At 63.8% G+C, this 18156-nt stretch carries 18 protein-coding genes; 12 read left to right on the top strand and 6 right to left on the bottom strand.

The window, feature by feature from the left end:
• The first annotated feature begins 208 nt into the window (after nt 1-208).
• From rlmH to AC5DC2_RS06105, 3 genes are all read left to right on the top strand, one after another.
• Entirely contained in the window at nt 209-691 is a 483-nt protein-coding gene (gene rlmH / locus AC5DC2_RS06115) for a 23S rRNA (pseudouridine(1915)-N(3))-methyltransferase RlmH (protein WP_491697861.1), read from the top strand.
• A gap of 100 nt (nt 692-791) precedes the next feature.
• Entirely contained in the window at nt 792-2183 is a 1392-nt protein-coding gene (locus tag AC5DC2_RS06110; protein WP_491697860.1) for a murein hydrolase activator EnvC family protein, read from the top strand.
• Nucleotides 2173-3558: a S41 family peptidase gene (locus AC5DC2_RS06105; RefSeq protein WP_491697859.1), complete on the top strand. Its 1386-nt coding sequence runs from the start codon at nt 2173-2175 to the stop codon at nt 3556-3558. The genes AC5DC2_RS06110 and AC5DC2_RS06105 overlap by 11 nt, the downstream gene beginning before the upstream one ends.
• 211 nt (nt 3559-3769) lie before the next feature.
• On the opposite strand, the gene pyrC is transcribed toward AC5DC2_RS06105, so the two are convergent.
• Nucleotides 3770-4810, bottom strand: coding sequence for a dihydroorotase (pyrC, locus tag AC5DC2_RS06100; protein ID WP_491697858.1), 1041 nt, complete (start codon nt 4808-4810; stop codon nt 3770-3772).
• A 199-nt stretch (nt 4811-5009) separates the two neighbouring features.
• Here pyrC and AC5DC2_RS06095 point away from each other — a divergent pair, with 199 nt between their 5' ends.
• From AC5DC2_RS06095 to cydX, 9 genes are all read left to right on the top strand, one after another.
• Nucleotides 5010-5804 carry a LamB/YcsF family protein gene (locus AC5DC2_RS06095; protein WP_491697857.1) on the top strand — a complete coding sequence of 265 codons (795 nt, stop codon included), beginning with the start codon at nt 5010-5012 and terminating at the stop codon, nt 5802-5804.
• Between the two features lie 94 nt (nt 5805-5898).
• Complete coding sequence (locus AC5DC2_RS06090; RefSeq protein WP_024709175.1) at nt 5899-6219, top strand: ArsR/SmtB family transcription factor; 321 nt, start codon at nt 5899-5901, stop codon at nt 6217-6219.
• Between the two features lie 48 nt (nt 6220-6267).
• Nucleotides 6268-7470: an MFS transporter gene (locus tag AC5DC2_RS06085; RefSeq protein WP_491697856.1), complete on the top strand. Its 1203-nt coding sequence runs from the start codon at nt 6268-6270 to the stop codon at nt 7468-7470.
• Nucleotides 7471-7749: 279 nt separating this feature from the next.
• Entirely contained in the window at nt 7750-8322 is a 573-nt protein-coding gene (locus AC5DC2_RS06080) for a GbsR/MarR family transcriptional regulator (RefSeq protein ID WP_491697855.1), read from the top strand.
• Between the two features lie 3 nt (nt 8323-8325).
• Nucleotides 8326-10113, top strand: a complete 1788-nt coding sequence (cydD, locus tag AC5DC2_RS06075) for a thiol reductant ABC exporter subunit CydD (RefSeq protein ID WP_491697854.1) — start codon at nt 8326-8328, stop codon at nt 10111-10113.
• Entirely contained in the window at nt 10110-11810 is a 1701-nt protein-coding gene (cydC, locus tag AC5DC2_RS06070) for a thiol reductant ABC exporter subunit CydC (RefSeq protein ID WP_491697853.1), read from the top strand. The genes cydD and cydC overlap by 4 nt, the downstream gene beginning before the upstream one ends.
• Nucleotides 11811-11902: 92 nt before the next feature.
• Entirely contained in the window at nt 11903-13495 is a 1593-nt protein-coding gene (locus AC5DC2_RS06065; RefSeq protein ID WP_061449714.1) for a cytochrome ubiquinol oxidase subunit I, read from the top strand.
• Between the two features lie 6 nt (nt 13496-13501).
• Nucleotides 13502-14653: a cytochrome d ubiquinol oxidase subunit II gene (gene cydB, locus AC5DC2_RS06060; RefSeq protein ID WP_061449715.1), complete on the top strand. Its 1152-nt coding sequence runs from the start codon at nt 13502-13504 to the stop codon at nt 14651-14653.
• A gap of 66 nt (nt 14654-14719) precedes the next feature.
• Nucleotides 14720-14842: a cytochrome bd-I oxidase subunit CydX gene (gene cydX, locus AC5DC2_RS06055; protein ID WP_061449716.1), complete on the top strand. Its 123-nt coding sequence runs from the start codon at nt 14720-14722 to the stop codon at nt 14840-14842.
• 78 nt (nt 14843-14920) lie between these two features.
• Here cydX and AC5DC2_RS06050 read toward each other — a convergent pair whose 3' ends face one another.
• Genes AC5DC2_RS06050 through ccmA form a run of 5 tightly spaced genes read right to left on the bottom strand, consistent with a single transcriptional unit; the run spans nt 14921 to nt 17812 of the window.
• Entirely contained in the window at nt 14921-15520 is a 600-nt protein-coding gene (locus tag AC5DC2_RS06050; protein ID WP_491697852.1) for a DsbE family thiol:disulfide interchange protein, read from the bottom strand.
• Nucleotides 15517-15678 (bottom strand): heme exporter protein CcmD, encoded by a 162-nt coding sequence (gene ccmD / locus AC5DC2_RS06045; protein ID WP_061449718.1) that lies wholly within the window; start codon nt 15676-15678, stop codon nt 15517-15519. The genes AC5DC2_RS06050 and ccmD overlap by 4 nt, the downstream gene beginning before the upstream one ends.
• Entirely contained in the window at nt 15675-16451 is a 777-nt protein-coding gene (locus tag AC5DC2_RS06040) for a heme ABC transporter permease (protein ID WP_491697863.1), read from the bottom strand. The genes ccmD and AC5DC2_RS06040 overlap by 4 nt, the downstream gene beginning before the upstream one ends.
• Nucleotides 16452-16492: 41 nt before the next feature.
• Complete coding sequence (gene ccmB / locus AC5DC2_RS06035) at nt 16493-17152, bottom strand: heme exporter protein CcmB (RefSeq protein ID WP_061449720.1); 660 nt, start codon at nt 17150-17152, stop codon at nt 16493-16495.
• Between the two features lie 3 nt (nt 17153-17155).
• Complete coding sequence (gene ccmA, locus AC5DC2_RS06030) at nt 17156-17812, bottom strand: heme ABC exporter ATP-binding protein CcmA (RefSeq protein ID WP_491697862.1); 657 nt, start codon at nt 17810-17812, stop codon at nt 17156-17158.
• Between the last annotated feature and the right edge of the window lie 344 nt (nt 17813-18156).

Raw genomic sequence — 18156 nt, 5'->3', positions numbered from 1 at the left:
GTCCGAATGGACGCACGGCGCTCTAGCGCCTGGGAACCCGGTGCCCGTGGCTGCCGTTTGCCGCGCCAAAGCGCGCGGGTATGATTTTTGCGGCCTTGTGCCCGCTCGAAAGTCTCGCTTCGGTCCAAACCTGACGGATCCAGCGGGGGCTGCAGACTTTGGCCTGAAATTTCACGCCGCTTCCGGCAACCCCACCGAGGAAAAAACAATGCAGATCGGCATTTTCGCCGTCGGGCGGCTGAAGTCCGGTCCCGAGAAGGAGCTGGTTGCCCGCTATCTCGACCGGCTGAAAAAGACCGGAAAGGCGCAGGGCATCGATTTTACCCGCGTCCATGAAGTCAATGAAAGCCGCGCGGGCAATGCCGCGACCCGCAAGCGCGAGGAGGCGCAGGCGCTGGAAGCGGTCCTGTCCCCCGAGACCGTTCTCGTGCTGCTCGATGAGCGCGGCAAGTCCTTCGACAGCCCCGCCTTTTCCGAGAGGATCGCCAGTTTTCGCGACCAGGGCAAGCGCGAGATGATCTTCGCCATCGGCGGCGCCGACGGGCTTGATCCCGCTCTCCTCGAACGCGCCGACCTGACCATCAATTTCGGCGCCATGACATGGCCGCACCAGATCGTGCGCATCCTGCTTACCGAACAGCTCTACCGCGCCGTGACGCTGATGGCCGGCCACCCCTATCACCGGATATGAACGCTTCAAAACTTTGTGTCTTATAAAGACGTTCGGCTTTCGTTAACCTGTCGGCGTTCTATATCGGCTGCGCTCGAGCTCCAACCGAAAGTCAGGACGAATGGGCTTTGCAAGGGTCAATACCGTGCGTTTTCGCGCCGCATGCGGTCTGCTGCTGCTTGCGGGCTGGACATGGTCTACCCCCCAGATGACATTCGCCCAGGCCGAACCCGCGCCGCGGACCGATTCCCGCGAACTCGTGGACAGGCTCTCCGAAAGGCGCAGCGAGAGCGAAATCGAACTCGATACGATCCGCAGCTCCATCACCGTTTCGCAAGAAAAGATCGCCAGCCTGCAAAGCGAGATCGACAAGCTTGCCGGTGACACCGCCAGCCTGAAACAGGCGCTGGTGGACTCGGCGGACCGCAGGCGCGCGCTGGAGGAACAGATCGGCGAGAGCGAGGCGCGCATCGCCGAGCTCTCCGGAGAGGAAACCGTCCTCAAGGTCTCTCTGAACGAGGAGCGCGATGTGCTGGCCGATGTTCTGGCTGCCCTGCAGCGCATGGGGCGCGACCCGCCGCCTGCCCTTCTGGTCGCCCCCGGCGATGCGCTCGATTCCGTGCGCAGCGCCATCCTGCTCGACGGCGTGGTGCCGGAGATGCGCGCGCGCATGGAAAGCGTGCTTGGCGATCTCCGTTCGCTGCAGGCGGTCAAGCAGGAGCGCGAGAACGCGCGCGACGCGCTTGCCGCCGACCTCGACAGCCTGGCCGAGGAAACCCGGCGCATGGACATGCTGATTGCCGAAAACGAGAAAGCGAGCGCCGAAAGCGCCGAGGCGCTTGCCGAGGAACGGCGCCAGGCCGAGGCGCTGGCCGCGCGCGCCACCGACCTCAACGGCCTGATCGCCTCGCTCGAGACCGAAATCACCTCCGCGCGCAACGCGGCGCTGCTTGCCCGGCAGGAGGAAGAGCGCCGCCGGCAGATGAGCGAAGCCCAACGGGAAGAGGCGCGCGCCCGCGCGCTCACATCTTCGCCCGATAAAAACCGCATTACGCCCGCATATCCGTTTTCTGACCTGAAGAACCGACTGGTATTGCCGGTGGCCGGCGATATTCTGCGCCGCTTCGGCGATCCGGACGGGACCGGCCATGAGGCGACCGGCATCACCGTCGCGGCGCGCCCCGGCGCGCTGGTGACGGCGCCTGCCGACGGAACGGTGGTTTACGCCGGGCGCTTCAGAAGCTACGGAGAGATGATCATCCTCAATGTCGGCGACGGCTATCACCTGGTGATGACGGGCATGGAGGGATTAAAGGTGCGTCAGGGCGATTTCGTGTTCTCCGGCGAACCCCTTGCGCAGATGGGCGCCAGGCGCATCGCAAGCGCGGCGACGCTGGCGCTGGAAACGGACAGGCCGACGCTCTACATTGAGCTGCGGCAAAACGGCAAGCCGGTCGATTCCGGACCTTGGTGGGCGGACAAAAATGATGGAAAGGCACGCAATGATACGTAGGGCAACGCTTCTGCTGGCTGGCGCCGTGATCGGCGCCTCGGCGACCGGCATCCTGGTTTCCGCCGACATACCGGCGCGCGCGGCAAGTGACGACAGCACCTATCGCGAGATGTCGCTGTTCGGCGATGTTTTCGAGCGCGTGCGCAGCCAGTATGTCTCGCCGCCTGACGAAGAGAAGATGATCCAGGATGCGATCAACGGCATGCTGAGCGGGCTCGATCCGCATTCGAGCTATATGACGGCGGAAGAATCCGACGAGATGCGCGACCAGTCGAAGGGCGAGTTCGGCGGCCTCGGCATCGAGGTGACGATGGAGGACGAAGTCGTCAAGGTCGTCGCACCGATCGATGACACGCCGGCTTCCAATGCCGGCGTCCTTGCCGGCGACAGCATTGTCGAGATTGACGGCGAGAGCGTGCGCGGCATGTCGCTCAACGATGCGGTGGACCGCATGCGCGGCGAGGTCGGCGAACCGATCGACATCACCATCATCCGCGACGGCGTGGCCAAGCCGATCGAAATGACCATCGTGCGCGGCGTCATTCCGGTGCAATCGGTCAAATGGCGGATCGAAAACGACAATATCGGCTATATCCGGATCTCGACCTTCATGAACGAGAAGCTGGACGAGAGCCTGAACGAGGCGATCGAGGAAATCCGCGCCGAAGTGCCGGATGACCAGCTCAAGGGCTATATCCTCGACCTTCGCCTCAACCCCGGCGGCTTCCTCAACCAGGCCGTCGCCGTGGCCGACACTTTCCTCGACGAGGGCGAGGTGGTTTCCACCCGCGGCCGCAATTCTAGCGAGACCCGCCGCTTCGACGCGGGGCCCGGCGACCTGACCAACGGCAAGCCGCTGATCGTGCTCGTCAATGGCGGCTCGGCGTCGGCTTCCGAAATCGTCGCCGGCGCGCTGCAGGACCTGAAGCGGGCAACGCTGGTCGGCACCCGCACCTTTGGCAAGGGCTCGGTCCAGACCATCGTGCCCCTCGGCGTTGAGGGCTCGCTCAGGCTGACGACGGCGCTCTATTACACGCCGTCCGGCACCTCGATCCAGGGCACCGGCATCAATCCCGACATCATCGTCGAACAGGTGCTGCCGGAAGACCTCGAGGGCCTGATCCGCCCGGAGGGCGAAAGCGCGCTGCGCGGTCATATCCAGGGCGATGAGGAAACCGACGAGGGTTCAGGTTCGGTCGCCTATGTGCCGCGCGAGACCGAGGACGACGTCCAGCTGAAATACGCGATCGACCTTCTGGAAGGCAAGATCACCGACGCCGCCTTCCCCGCCGACCCGGAAAAGGCGGTCGAGGAACTCCAGGCGGCGAAGGCCGACGCAATGACGCAGGAGCCGGAAATGGAGGACGCCCATTAGAGCATTTCGCAGTCGGATGGAAACATCTGACGTCCGCGAAAATGCGTTAAAACAAATAGATAGATCGTTTCCGCGTTTCCAGGAAATGCGGAAACGAGCTAGGCGCGCTCCCGCCCCAATTATTGTATTCAGGAAGGCCGGGTTCTCCCGGCCTTCTTTCGTTTCGCGTCCCGGATGATCCGGAGCTAGCGAAAATGTCTTTTAGACGGAACTACCGCTCGATCTCCCAGAAAAGCGGGAACTTGGGATCGAACACCGTCACCGGCCCGGCGCCGGTTTCCCGCCTTTTGGGATAGTCGACCGGTTCGTCGCGCTTGATCAGCGTCACCATCTCCTCGTTCGGGGGAAGCCCGTACCAGGCCGGGCCGTTCAGTGAGGCGAAGGCCTCGAGGCGGCCAAGGGCGTCTTCGTTCTCGAACACATGGGCAAGGCAGCTCATCGTGTTCGGCGCGGTATAGATGCCGGCGCAGCCGCAGCCGCATTCCTTGGCCGGATCGACATGCGGGGCGGAGTCGGTTCCGAGGAAGAAGCGGGCGTTGCCGGAAATCGCGGCCGCGACCAGCGCCTTGCGGTGCGCCTCGCGCTTGGCCACGGGCAGGCAATAGTAATGCGGGCGAATGCCGCCGACGAGAATGTCGTTGCGGTTGATGATCAGGTGATGCGTGGTGAGCGAGCCGGCGAGATTGCGTTCGGCAGCCGAGATGTAGTCGATCCCGTCCTTCGTCGTCACATGCTCCATCGTGATCTTCAGCTCCGGCAGACGCTTGCGCAGCGGATCGAGAACCGTTTCGATGAAGACGGCTTCGCGGTCGAAGATATCGACATCGGCGCTCGTGACCTCGCCATGGACACAGAGATTGAGCCCGATCTCCGCCATTTTCTCCAGCACCGGCATGGCGTTGTCGAAATTGCGCACGCCGCTTGCCGAATTGGTGGTGGCGCCGGCGGGATAGAGTTTGACGGCGGTCACGAGGCCGCTTTCGTAAGCGCGCGCGACATCTTCGGGATCGGTCGTCTCGGTGAGGTAGAGCGTCATCAGCGGGGCGAAGGCCGCGCCCCGCGGCAGCGCCGCCATGATCCGCTCGCGATAGGCGGCGGCATCGGCGGCCGTCACCACAGGCGGCACCAGATTGGGCATGATGATCGCGCGGGCGAAGTCACGGGCGGTATCGCCGATCACGCCCTCCATCATCGCGCCGTCGCGCAGATGCAGGTGCCAGTCATCGGGGCGGCGGATCGTCAGTCTGTTCATCATCTCACTCCATGGGCTCGACCTGATCCGGCAATAGAGAATTTCAGGCCGGAAGGAAAGGCGGGGGGGCTCTTGTAAAAGGCGGGCCCGACTCCCGGAGCTATGCATTTTCGCATGGAGCGCATGACAAAAACGCAAACCAAACCATGAAATATCCATTGTTTGCCCGTCCCCCGAGCCCCTACATTGGCAGGATGACGTGCTGGAACCACAGGGAGGCGAGACCGTGACCCGCCAGAGGATCGACATCAACTGCGACATGGGGGAAAGCTTCGGCGCCTGGGAGAAGGGCGATGACGCGGCGATGCTGAAGGTCGTCTCCTCGGCCAATGTCGCCTGCGGCTTCCATGCCGGCGATCCCGATATCATGGCCAAGACCTTCGCACTGGCGCGCGAGCGCAATGTCGCCGTCGGGGCACATCCGGGCTTTCCCGACCTGATGGGCTTTGGTCGCCGGCAGATCCCCTATTCGGTCGGCGAGATCGAGCGACTCGTCGCCTACCAGATCGGCGCCGCGCAGGCGATTTCGCAATATGTCGGTCACCCGATCACCCATGTGAAACCCCACGGCGCGCTCGGCAATCTCGCCCAGCACGACGAGGCGGTCGCCCGCGCCATCTGCAATGCGATCAAGGCCGTCGATTCCTCTCTGATCTGCCTCGCCATCGCGCTCGGCCAGCAGCACCGCATTGCCGAGGAAATGGGACTGACCGTGGTCTCGGAAATTTTCGCCGACCGCGCCTATACCGACGAGGGCCTCCTGGTGCCGCGCGGCATGAAGGGGGCGGTGATCCGCGATCCCGATGCCGCCGCCTGGCGAGTGGTCGAAATGGTCAGCGAAGGCGCGATCGTCACCGTTTCCGGCAAGCGGCTCGAAACGCCGATGGGCTCGATCTGCGTCCACGGCGACGCGCCCGAGGCGCTCGCGATCGCCCAGGCCGTGCGCAACGGTCTGGAAAAGCAGGGCTTCGCCATTGCCAACTTCATACGCTAGACTGTAACAGAGGCGGATTGACCTTTTTCGGTCGCATTGCGGCGGCCCGGTATTCGACCTTGACTTCTCTAGAGAAAATCGTATATACGAAATTATGAAGATTGAATCCGAAAACATGGTCGAATCCGCGGACGAAGCCTGCGAGCTGCTGAAGGCGCTGGGCAATCGTCATCGACTTCTCATTCTCTGCCAGCTCATCGACGGCGAACGGTCCGTCGGCGAGCTTGCGGATTTTCTCGGCATCCGGGATTCCACCGTTTCCCAGCATCTGGCGCTTCTGCGACGCGAGAAGCTGATTGCCGGTCGGCGCGAGGGGCAGACGATCTGGTACCGGATCGAGAGCGAACCCGCGCGGCAGATTCTGACCACGCTTTATGACGCCTATTGCGTGAAAGACCGCAACCGGACGAGCTGAGCCGCCCGCACATCACACGGGCGAACGCCCCGGAGCCCATTACTGCCGATGAACACCGCCGACAGCCCGGACACCGCCCGCCGCAACATCCGCATCCTCACCCTGTCGCAGGCCGTCGGCGGCGCCGCGCCGCCCATCGTGATCTCGCTCGGCGGCATTGTCGGGCAGGTTCTGTCGCCCGATCCGGCCTTCGCCACGGTTCCCGTCAGCCTCTATAATCTCGGCGTTGCCGCCGGCACGCTGCCGGCTGCCTTCATCATGCGCCGGGTCGGTCGTCGGCTCGGTTATATTTTCGGGGCGATGATCGGCATCTGCGGCGGGCTTGTCGCGGCGACAGGCGTTGCTGCCTCCACCTTCCTCATCTTCTGCATCGGCACCATCCTGATCGGACTTTACGGCGCCTACCTGCAGAGCTTCCGCTTCGCCGCCGCCGATTCGGTCTCCGGCGACATGAAGGCGCTCGCGATCTCGCGGGTGATGATCGGCGGACTGGCCGCGGCCATTATCGGCCCGCAGGTGGTGATATGGACCAGCGACGCCGTGCCGGGCCTGCCCTATGTGGCAAGCTTCATCAGCCTTTCCGGCCTCGCCCTTCTGACCCTGTTTCTGGTTTCGCAGCTGAAGGTGCCGCGCGCCGACAAGGCCGCCGCTGTCAATCTTTCCGGCGGGCGCCCGTTGTCCGTGATCGCGCGCTCGCCGCGCTTCATCCTGGCCGCCGGCACCGGCGTCATCTCCTACGCGCTGATGGCCTTCATCATGACGGCGACGCCGCTGGCCATGGTCGCCTGCGGGCACACGGTCGGCGAGGCGACGCTCGGCATCCAGTGGCACGTGCTCGCCATGTTCGGGCCGAGTTTCTTCACCGGCAGGCTGATCGCCCGATTCGGCAAGGAGACGATCGCCGCCACGGGCCTTGTCCTGATCGCGGCCTGCGCGGCAATCGCGCTGTCCGGTCTCGGGCTCACCCATTTCTGGGCCGCCCTCATCCTGCTCGGCGTCGGCTGGAATTTTGGCTTCATCGGCGCAACGGCGATGATTACCGATTGCCACACGGCCGAAGAGCGCGGCAAGGTTCAGGGCCTGAACGATTTCCTGGTATTCGGCTCGGTCGCCTCCGCCTCCTTCCTCGCCGGCGCCCTCGTCAATGCCGAAAACGGCTGGAGCCTGATGAACTGGCTGGTTTTCCCTGCCGTTCTGGTTGTCCTTCTGCCGCTCGTCTTCGGTCGTTTTTCAGGCCCGTCACGCGCCTGAACGACGCCGGAGCCTCTTTCCGCTTCGACCCAATTCCGGTTCATTCGCCAGTACACGATTTTTCGGCCTACAACCGAAGAGCGCATTCCGCTTTTTTGGTTCTGCATGACATAAATCAAATTGCCCGAAGGCCCTCTCGGCTAAACCCGTTGAATTAGAAGGGGGTTCGGTTGCGCATTTCGATGTCGGACAAGGATGGCCTTGCACGATATCAGATATCGCGTTACACAGTTTTCAGAAAAAACTGAAAATACAGACCGATCAGGATCGCCGATGACAATGTCGCCCATCGTACAGGATTTCGTTCTCCATTTCGGCGAGATGGGCAGCCGTTGGGGCATCAACCGGTCGGTGGGACAGATCTACGCTCTTCTCTATGCCTCGCGCGAGCCGCTTTGCGCCGACGACATGGTGAACGAGCTGAAGATTTCGCGGTCCAACGTGGCCGCCGGGCTGAAGGAGCTGCAGTCGTGGGGACTGGTTCTTCTGCGGCACAGGCCGGGCGACCGGCGCGACTTTTACACGACGCCGGAGGACGTCTGGTCGATCCTGCGAACGCTGGCCGAGGAGCGGAAGAAGCGGGAAGTCGACCCGACGCTCGCCCTGCTTGCCGACGTCACCACGCGCACGCCGCGCGACGAGGACGAGGAATACGCCCAGAAACGCATGGGCGAAATGCATGACCTGATCGAAAGGCTCTCGTCCTGGTACGACGATGTGAAGGGCCTGGAGACGGAAAGGCTCTTGATGCTGCTCGGCATGGGCGCGCGGGTGACGCGGCTCATTGAGACGGCAGACAAGGTGACGTCGTTCGGTCGCAAGGCCGGGCGCGATCAGAACGAGAAGGTTTGAGGCATGAGCGAGCTTGTCTTTGAAAAAGCCGCCGATGAACGGAAGGACGCGCCGCAGGGGCAAACCCGCTCGCGCCGCGCTCCCGTGCGTCCCGCCTCGTCTTCGCAGGAGAACGCGCGACGCGCACGCGCGTCGAAGCCCCGCGGTCTGAAGATTGCCGCATGGCTGCAGACTTTTGCCGAACTGATGTGGCTGCCGCAAGCCGCCTGTCTGGCCCATGGCATCGGCCTTATCGCGCGCGGCGAGGGCGTTTCCGCCATCCTGCCGCTTGCCGCCGCCGTTCTCGCCCTCGGTTTCGCAAAGGCGATCGCCGAACGCGCGGGCAGCCGGCTTGCCTACAGGACCGCACGGGCAATCCTGAGCGAAAGGCGTGAAGCAGCGCTTGCGGCACTCAGCCGCCGTTCTCCGCTCGACACCAGCAGGGTTGCTTCCGGCGAGGCGGCGAGCGTCATCGCGGAGCAGGCCGAGCATATCGTGCCTTATCTGGCCCGTTTCCAGACGGCCCGTTTCAAGGCCACCGTCGTGCCGCTTGCCATTCTCGCCGTCATCTTTCCGTTTTCCTGGATTGCCGGCCTCGTTCTCTTGATCGCCGCCCCGCTGATCCCCGTCTTCATGGCGCTGATCGGCTGGAGCGCGCAGTCGGCCAGCGAAAAGCACCTGGCGGACATGGGCACGCTCAATGCCTTCCTCCTCGATCGGTTGCGCGGCCTGTCGACGATCCGCGCCTTCGATGCCGTCGATCTCGTCTCCCGCCGCCTGACGCTGCGCGCGGAAAACCTGCGCCGTCGCACCATGTCGGTGCTGCGCATCGCCTTCATGACCTCTGCCGTGCTGGAACTCTTTTCCGCGCTCGGCGTGGCCATGGCCGCCGCCTATATCGGCTTTCATCTGCTCGGCCAGATCGGCTTCGGCGCCTGGGGCGGCACGCTGACGCTTTCGGAAGGCCTGTTCATCCTGTTGCTGGCTCCCGCCTTCTTCGATCCGCTGCGCATGTTGTCTTCCGTCTGGCACGACCGCGCTTCCGGCGAGGCAGCGCTTTCCGCCCTCGAAAAACTGGCTGAGGACGGCCTGCCGATGGTCGGCGCCGATACGGACGATATCGCTCCTGCAAAAGCATCGGGCAGGGTTCATCCCGTCAGCGTCGAATTCCGCGATCTCGGCTTTGTCCATCATGGTTCCCGCGATCCGGTGTTCGAAGGCTTCAATCTGCATATCGCCCCCGGCGAACATGTCGCCCTGCTTGGCCCGTCCGGCAGCGGCAAGTCGACGCTTCTCGCGCTTCTGGCAGGCCTTGCCGAAACACGCCACGGCCGCATCCTGGTCGATGACGTGACGCTCGATGACGCCAATGCGGCGGAGCTTCGCACGCGCATGGCCTGGATCGGCCAGAACCCGCATCTCTTCGCCGGTTCGATTGCCGGCAATATTCGCCTCCATCGCGACGACATTTCCCGCGATGCGATTGCCGCCGCGCTGAAACTGGCGTCGCTCGATCATGTCGCAGAAGCCCATGGCAACGCCATGATCGGCGAGAACGGCGCCGGGCTTTCCGGCGGCGAGGCCTTGCGGCTAACGCTGGCGCGGGCCGCGGCCAACCGTTCGGCGGGCCTGATCATCGCCGACGAGCCGACCGCCCATCTCGATCATCGCACGGCAAGCGATATCACCGAGGCGCTGCTGACGCTCGCCAGCGGCCGCACGCTGATCGTCGCCACCCATGACCCGGTGCTGGCCGGGCGCATGGACCGCATCATCCGCCTCAACGAGGGCTTCCGGGAGGTCGCACGATGAGTTCCGGCAAATTCTCAAGTCTCGGTCCGGTCATCCGGCTGTTCTGGCGCGAACGGCGCGGCGGGTTGATGGCGGGCGCAGCCCTCTCCGCCGCGACGGTGCTCGCCGGCATCGCGCTTCTCGGCGTTTCCGGCTGGTTTGTCACCGCCGCCGCCATTGCCGGGCTGACAACGGCAACCGCCCTTGCCTTCGACGTTTTCGCCCCATCCGCAGCCATTCGTTTTCTGGCGCTGTCGCGCACGGCGGCGCGCTATTTCGAGCGGCTGCAGACACATGACGCAACCCTTCGCGTTCTCGCCGGCCTGCGCGTCAGCCTGTTCAAGGGCTTTGCCGCACCGGGCGCCGCGAAAGCGCTCGCGCTGCGCCCCGCCCGCCTGCTGTTCCGGCTGACGGCCGATGTCGATGCGCTCGATTCGCTTTATCTCAGGGTTCTGGTGCCGGGCGTCGTTGCCGTTATCGCCGGTCTCGTGACAATCGCGGCGCTCGGCGCGCTGTCCTGGCCTCTCGCCTTTGCCGTGGGCGCTGCCATCGTCATTCCGGGTCTCGCCATTCCTGCCTTGTCCGCCCGCTTTGCCGAAAAGCCCGCGCGCCGCCGCGCCCATGCGCAGGAGGCGCTCAGGGCCCGCACCGTCGATCTCGTTGCCGGCCAGAGCGAACTTGCCTTTGCCGGAGGACTTCCGGACCAGCGCGCACGCGTCAGCGCGGCCGATACACGCGAACACGCCTCGGACCTGGCGCTGAACCGGATCGAGACCAATGCCGGTTTCGGCTTCGACATCATCACCGCCCTCATCCTGTCGGGCGTCCTGCTGGCCGGCGCGGCGCTTGCTTCCGCGGGCACGGTCACGGCGCCGCTGGCCGCCCTTGCGCTGCTGATCGCCTTCGCCGCACTGGAGCCCTTTGCCAGCCTGCGCCGCGGCGCGATGGAACTCGGCCGCACGCTTCTCGCCGCACGCCGCCTTTCGCCGCGTCTTGACGCAGAGCCTGGCGGCCGTTTCCAGCCCGCCGCGCCGAAGCCCGGCGAGGCGCTTGCGCTCGACAATGTGACGATGCGCTACGAGGGTCGCTCGCGCGCTGCCGTTTCAAACCTTTCGCTTTCCGTGAAGACCGGCGAAAAGGTGGCGCTGATCGGAGCGAGCGGCGCGGGAAAATCCTCGATCATGGCGCTTCTTGCAGGCGAATCTGCCCCTGCAAGCGGCCATGTTGCATCGCTTGACGCAACCATCCTCAGCCAGCGCACGGAACTGTTCCAGGATTCGCTGCGCGCCAATCTGAAGATTGCAGCCCCTGCTGCCGACGATGACGCCATGATGGCCGCCCTCGACGCTGCGGGCCTCGGCGAGACCGTGCGCGCCCTGCCCGAAGGCCTTGACACCGATCTTGGCGAACAGGGTATCGGCCTTTCCGGCGGCCAGTCGCGCCGTCTGGCGCTTGCCCGCCTGCTTCTGCGCGACACGCCGGTGTTCCTGCTCGACGAGCCGACCGAAGGCCTCGACGGCAAAACGGCGCGCGATGTCATGTCACGGATCAATGCGCGTGCTAGCGAAGGCCGTACGCTTCTCGTCGCGACGCATATCCGCAGGGAGGTGGAAATCGCCGACCGGCTGCTTGTTATCGAACGGGGGCGGATCATTTCCGCCCCCAAACGAGGCGAACCCGGCTTTGACGCCGCGCTCGCCGCCTTGAGGCCGGACTAGAACCCCGGCCTCCAATAACGAAATGCGGTTCAGCCGTTGGTCCGGCGGAACCGATGAAACTTGAGACCCGGTTTGAACGCGGGAGAGACGCAATGGAACTGGACATCGTGGCGCTATCGCGCCTTCAATTTGCTATGACGGCGCTATACCACTTTTTGTTTGTGCCGTTGACGCTGGGCCTTTCCATGATCGTTGCGATCATGGAAACGACCTACGTCATGACAGGCCGCAAGATCTGGCGGCAAATGACTAAATTCTGGGGGACGCTGTTCGGCATCAATTTCGTGCTCGGCGTATCGACCGGCATCGTGATGGAGTTCCAGTTCGGCATGAACTGGAGCTATTACAGCCATTATGTCGGCGACATCTTCGGCGCGCCTCTCGCGATTGAAGGGCTGATGGCCTTCTTCCTGGAAGCAACCTTCGTAGGCCTGTTCTTCTTCGGCTGGGACCGCATGTCGCGGGTTGCCCATCTGATCACCACCTGGTGCGTGGCCATCGGCTCGAACCTCTCGGCTCTGTGGATCCTGATCGCCAATGGCTGGATGCAGAACCCGGTCGGCTCGACCTTCAACCCGGTCACCATGCGCATGGAGGTCTCGAACTTCTTCGCGGTTCTGACCAACCCGGTCGCCCAGGCGAAGTTCGTCCACACCGTTTCGGCCGGCTATGTCACCGCTTCGGTCTTCGTGCTCGGCGTTTCCGCCTGGTACGTGCTGAAGGGCCGTCATTCCGAGCTCGCCAAACGGTCGATGACGGTAGCCTGTTCCTTCGGCCTGGCCGCTGCCCTTTCGGTGGTCGTGCTCGGCGACGAAAGCGGGTATCTGACCACAGAACACCAGAAGATGAAGCTGGCGGCGATCGAATCCATGTGGGAAACCGAGCCCGCGCCTGCCTCCTTCACCCTGTTCGGCATTCCCGACACGCAGGACCGCGAGACGCATTACGCCGTCAGGATCCCGTGGGTCATGGGCCTGATCGGCACGCGATCGCTCGACACGCCGATCGAGGGCATCAACGAACTGGTGGAAAGCGGCAAGACCCGGATCGAAAACGGCATCCAGGCCTATACCGCGCTCACCAACATGCGCGCCAATATGGGCACCGGCACGCCGGACACGGCGGACCAGGCGATCTTCGAGCAGTATGGCAACGATCTCGGCTACGCCTATCTTCTGAAGCGTTTCGTCGATGATCCGAGCCAGGCGACGCCGGCCCAGATCGAACAGGCCGCCAACAGTCTCGTTCCGCCGGTCGGCACGCTGTTCTGGTCGTTCCGCATCATGGTCGGCGCCGGCTTCCTGTTCATCGCGGTGATGGCGACCTTCTTCTATCTGTCGGCCCGCCGTCGTCTCGATGCACACCGCTGGCTGCTGCATGTCGCCGTCTGGATCATCCCGCTGCCGTGGATTGCCGCCGAATGTGGCTGGATCGTCGCCGAGCTCGGCCGTCAGCCCTGGATCATCGAGGGCATCCTGCCGACCGCGCTTGCGGTCTCGAGCCTCGGGGCGGGCACGCTGCTTCTGACGCTCGCCGGCTTCGTCGCCATCTATACGGTGCTGTTCATCATCGAAATGGGCTTGATGCTCGCCGCGATCCGCAAGGGACCGCAGCCTGACAACGGACCCGAGATGCCTGTGCTCGGCTTCCGCCGCGTCCAGGGCACCATGACACCCGCGGAGTAAATCATCATGGTACTACACGATCTCATCTCCTACGAAGTCCTCCGCGTGATCTGGTGGCTGCTGCTCGGCGTCCTGCTGATCGGCTTCGCCATCATGGACGGCTTCGACCTCGGCACGGCAACGCTTCTGCCTTTCGTCGCCAAGGGCGACACCGAGCGCCGCATCGTCGTCAACACGGTCGGCCCGGTCTGGGAAGGCAACCAGGTCTGGCTCATCCTCGGCGGCGGCGCGATCTTCGCCGCCTGGCCGGCAATCTACGCCGTATCCTTCTCGGGCTTCTACCTGGCGATGTTCGCGATCCTGTTCGCGCTCATCCTGCGCCCGGTCGGCTTCAAGTATCGCTCCAAGCGCGAAAGCGCCACCTGGCGCAATACCTGGGACTGGATGCTGTTCATCGGCGGCTTCGTGCCGACGCTGATCTTCGGCGTGGCGCTCGGCAATGTGCTGCAGGGCGTTCCCTTCCGGCTCGATGACGACCTTCGCATCTTCTACGACGGTTCGTTCTTCGGCCTTTTGAACCCCTTCGCGCTGCTGGCAGGCCTCGTCTGCGTCGCCATGCTCGTCATGCACGGCGCGGCCTACCTGTCGACGAAAACCGAAGGCCCGATCAACGACCGCGCCCGCGCCTATGGCTCGGTCTCCGCGATCGCGCTGATCGTGCTGTTCGCGCTCGCCGGCGTCTGGCTCTATTACGGCATTGACGGCTACGCCTATACCGGCGCCGTTGACGCCGCAGGGCCTTCGAACCCGCTCCTCAACGACGTTGCCCGTGAACAGGGCGCCTGGTTCGTCAACTACGGACGCTATCCGTGGATGATGCTGGCGCCCGCGCTCGGCTTCCTCGGCGCGATCGGCGCCTTCATCGGTCTGAAGGGCAACAAGCCGGCGCTTGCCATGCTGTCGTCCGCGGCGTCGGTCTTCGGTGTCGTCGCCACGCCCGGCGTGGCGATGTTCCCCTTCATCCTGCCGTCGTCGGAGCAGCCCGCTGCAAGCCTGACGGCCTGGGATTCATCGTCGAGCCACCTGACGCTGTTCATCATGCTGATCTGTGCCCTCATTTTCGTGCCGCTCATCCTCGCCTACACGTCGTGGGTCTTCCACATCATGTGGGGCAAGGTGACCGACAAGGACATCAACGGCGGCGGACACGCCTACTGATCACCGAGGCAGGGCCGCATCTCTTGAACGGCGCGGCCCGCCCCACCGAAACACAAGGAGTTTCAAATGTGGTATTTCGCTTGGATCCTCGGTCTGCCGCTTGCAGCACTGTTCGCAGTGCTCAACGCCATGTGGTACGAGCTGATGGATGATCGCGCCAAGGAGCGCCAGAGCCAGAAACAGGGCTGACACGCCTCAGCCTCAAATCAAGAAAGCCTGGGTCTGCCAAACGCAGGCCCGGGCTTTTGGTTTCAGCCGTCCTTGATATCAGTTCATCAGCCGCGAAGCCGGGCCGATCGAGCGATTGATGACGGGGAGGATTTCCCGTTCATAGGAGGTAGAATCGATCGGGCCGACCTTCTTGAAAATGATCGTGCCGTCGGGCCCGACGACAAAGGTTTCGGGAATGCCGTAGACGCCCCAGTCGATGGCTGCGGCCCCGCTCCGGTCGACGCCGATCGCGGCGTAAGGATTGCCGAGTTGGCCGAGAAACCGCAACGCATTGTCCGGGTTGTCCTTGTAGTTGATGCCGACGACGTTGATCGCCGGGTCTTCGGCAAGCTTCATCAGAAACGGATGTTCCTGCCGGCAGGGCACGCACCAGGAGGCGAACACGTTGACGAGGGTGAACTTGCCGGCAATCTCCGCATCGGTGAGCGCCGGGCGGTTGCTGCCCTCAAGCGGCGGCAGATCAAGCGCGGGAGCTTTCTTGCCAATGAGCACGGACGGGATCTCCTGGGGGTCGCGTCCGGACAGTATCTGCCAGCCGAAGACGGCAAAAAGCGCGGCGACCACGATCAGCGGCACGGCCGCCGCCAGATAGCGCCGTCTGCCCGCGCCCTGCATAGCCTCTTCTTCTTTGCTCATGCGCCCGTACCTGCGCCGCGCCGTCTTGCGCCGGCCTTCTCGAGGGCCGCAAGTTCGCGCCTGCGGGCCCGGCCATCCAGAACCAACCAGGCGACGAGCCCGGCAAAGACGACCGCCGTCGCGCCATAGGCCGCGGCTATGAAGAAGAAGTGACTCATTCCTGCTCCTTCGGCTGCGGACGCGCCGCCGCCTCCGCCCGGCTCGCCGCGATGCGGCGCATGGCGGCGACACGGCGGCGATAGATCTCGTTGCGCATGGCGGCAAGGTGCATGGTGAAGAAGGCGAAAGTATAGGCCAGCGCCATGACGGCGAGCGGCCACAGGAAAACGGGATCGATCGTCGGCCCGTCGAGCCGGATCACGCTTGCCGGCTGGTGCAGCGTATTCCACCAGTCGACGGAGAATTTGATGATCGGAATATTGATGACGCCGATGAGAATCAGAATGGCCGATAGCCGGGCCGCGCGCTGCGGTTCGTCGACGGCGCGGTTCAGCGCGATGATGCCGAGATACATGAGAAAAAGGATGAAGACCGAGGTAAGCCGCGCGTCCCAAACCCACCACGCGCCCCACATGGGCTTGCCCCAGAGCGAACCGGTCAGAAGCGCGAGGAAGGTGAAAGCCGCGCCAATGGGAGCTGCCGCCTTGTGGGCGACATCGGCCAGCGGATGGCGCCAGACGAGCGTGCCGAGCGCTGCCGCCGCCATCACCATATAGCACATCATCGAAAGCCAGGCGGCGGGCACATGGATATACATGATCCGCACCGTATTGCCCTGCTGGTAATCCCCTTCCGACGTCAGGGAAAGATAAAGCCCGACGGCGAAGAGGACGAGCGTGATCGCGATCATGAACGGCAGGAGGCGGCCGACGAGCGTGAGAAACCGCGTCGGGTTCGCAAGCCCTGCAATCAATCCCGTCTTTGGCTTCATCTCGTTCAAATCCGTCCTCCGCATTCCCTAAAGGGTTTCGCTCAATCATCGCCCTGACGCAAGGCCAGGCTGGCTGCGAGCGGACCGACGACGGCAAAAAAAAGCGTGAGCGCGACAAGAATGAGAAAGGGCGGCAGGAAGGCCTCGATCTCCGATGTCGCCGCATAGCTTGCGCCGACGCCGAAGATCAGCACGGGGATCGCGAGCGGCAGGATCAGGATCGGCACCAGAAGCCCGCCGCGCGGCAGCGAGACGGCAATCGCAGCCCCCGCCGCGCCGATGAAGGTGATGGCGGGCGAGCCGGCAAGCAGCGTGATGAAGGCAGCGCCAAGGCCTGCCGGGCCGACATTCATCAAAAGCCCCATGACGGGCGAAAGGATGACGAGCGGCAGCACATAGGCGGTCCAGTGGGCCAGGCATTTGACCAGCACGATCAGCACCAGCGGCTCGTCCTGCATCTTCAGAAGGTCGAGCGAGCCGTCGTCCCGCTCGGCGCGAAACAGCCGGTCGAGCCCGATCAGCGTCGACAGGAGCACCGCGATCCAGACCATGGCCGGGCCGATGCGCGCAAGCAGCGCCAGATCGGGGCCAACGCCGAACGGCACCGTCGCCACCACGCAGAGAAAGAACAGGAGCCCGACCAGCGCGCCGCCGCCGGCTCGCAAGGAAAGGATCACATCGCGGCGGAAAAGCGCGCCCATGGTCTAGAACGCCTCCGCCATGAAAGGGTCTGCGACAAGGCGCGTGGGGCCGGTGAACTCCATCGCCTCGGCGGCCTCAAGGCCGAGCGGCTCATGGGTTGCGGCAATGATGATGCCGCCGTCGCCAAGGTGCCTGTTCATCAGTCTGGCGACCGTCTCCCTGGCAGCCTTGTCGAGGGCGGCCGTCGGCTCGTCCAGCAACCAGACCGGGCGATAGACAACCAGAAGACGGGCGAAGGCGATGCGGCGCTTCTGGCCCGCCGAGAGGTATGCAAAGGGAAGATCGAGCACGCCTTCAAGGCCGACAGCCTCGGCGGCCTCCTCCGGGCCCAAGCCCGCGCTCCCTTCAAAATCCCCCAGAATCCGTTTCCAGACGGCCAGATTTTCACGCGCGGTCAACTCCGGCTTCATGGCGTTCTGGTGCGCGAGATAATGGGCGGCAAAGGCGAGCGGCACCGCGTTTTCGTCATCGCCGATGAAATGGGCATGGCCGTCGGCCTTTCCGGCAAGGCCCAGAAGCGCGCGCAATGCCGTCGATTTGCCCGCGCCGTTTGCCCCGGTGAAGACCATGCTCTGGCCGGCGGACAGCGTAAGCGACAAATTGCTGAAAATCAGCATGTCGCCCCGGCTGACCGAAAGGCCTGCAGCCTCTATGCGCAAAGCCATCTGCTCCCCTTCGCCGGACACGGCAGCCCGCATAACTTGCCGGTTGCTAAAAAAAATTTAAATTTCAACCATTGTTTATCTGGCACCTTTCTTAGAAATTATCTATACAATGCGCAACCACGCCAGCGGCCGGCGTGAAACACATCCTTGTGCCGAACTTGAGGTCTTTCGGCCTCACGTGCGGACAGCGGAAATGGTCGCACCCGCATCCTGATGTCGTAAGTACATAGGCGTTCGCACGGCTAGTCTTGGCCAATCAGAATGAGCGGGGTTTTATCCGTGGCTAAATCACTCGACAGTTTTGAATGTCGTTCCACACTCGACGTGGACGGCAAAGA

Source organism: Martelella sp., assembly GCF_984369615.1.
This window is presented reverse-complemented; position numbering and strand designations above follow the sequence as displayed.

Excerpts from the sequence above, each read along its gene's own strand:
- cydX (WP_061449716.1), top strand. The coding sequence starts at position 14,720 with ATGTGGTATTTCGCTTGGATCCTCGGTCTGCCGCTTGCAGCACTGTTC.
- ccmD (WP_061449718.1), bottom strand. The coding sequence starts at position 15,678 with ATGAGTCACTTCTTCTTCATAGCCGCGGCCTATGGCGCGACGGCGGTC.
- pyrC (WP_491697858.1), bottom strand. The coding sequence starts at position 4,810 with ATGAACAGACTGACGATCCGCCGCCCCGATGACTGGCACCTGCATCTG.
- AC5DC2_RS06105 (WP_491697859.1), top strand. The coding sequence starts at position 2,173 with ATGATACGTAGGGCAACGCTTCTGCTGGCTGGCGCCGTGATCGGCGCC.
- cydD (WP_491697854.1), top strand. The coding sequence starts at position 8,326 with ATGAGCGAGCTTGTCTTTGAAAAAGCCGCCGATGAACGGAAGGACGCG.
- AC5DC2_RS06065 (WP_061449714.1), top strand. The coding sequence starts at position 11,903 with ATGGAACTGGACATCGTGGCGCTATCGCGCCTTCAATTTGCTATGACG.
- AC5DC2_RS06050 (WP_491697852.1), bottom strand. The coding sequence starts at position 15,520 with ATGAGCAAAGAAGAAGAGGCTATGCAGGGCGCGGGCAGACGGCGCTAT.
- AC5DC2_RS06040 (WP_491697863.1), bottom strand. The coding sequence starts at position 16,451 with ATGAAGCCAAAGACGGGATTGATTGCAGGGCTTGCGAACCCGACGCGG.
- cydB (WP_061449715.1), top strand. The coding sequence starts at position 13,502 with ATGGTACTACACGATCTCATCTCCTACGAAGTCCTCCGCGTGATCTGG.
- AC5DC2_RS06080 (WP_491697855.1), top strand. The coding sequence starts at position 7,750 with ATGTCGCCCATCGTACAGGATTTCGTTCTCCATTTCGGCGAGATGGGC.
- rlmH (WP_491697861.1), top strand. The coding sequence starts at position 209 with ATGCAGATCGGCATTTTCGCCGTCGGGCGGCTGAAGTCCGGTCCCGAG.
- AC5DC2_RS06090 (WP_024709175.1), top strand. The coding sequence starts at position 5,899 with ATGAAGATTGAATCCGAAAACATGGTCGAATCCGCGGACGAAGCCTGC.
- ccmB (WP_061449720.1), bottom strand. The coding sequence starts at position 17,152 with ATGGGCGCGCTTTTCCGCCGCGATGTGATCCTTTCCTTGCGAGCCGGC.
- AC5DC2_RS06110 (WP_491697860.1), top strand. The coding sequence starts at position 792 with ATGGGCTTTGCAAGGGTCAATACCGTGCGTTTTCGCGCCGCATGCGGT.
- AC5DC2_RS06085 (WP_491697856.1), top strand. The coding sequence starts at position 6,268 with ATGAACACCGCCGACAGCCCGGACACCGCCCGCCGCAACATCCGCATC.
- cydC (WP_491697853.1), top strand. The coding sequence starts at position 10,110 with ATGAGTTCCGGCAAATTCTCAAGTCTCGGTCCGGTCATCCGGCTGTTC.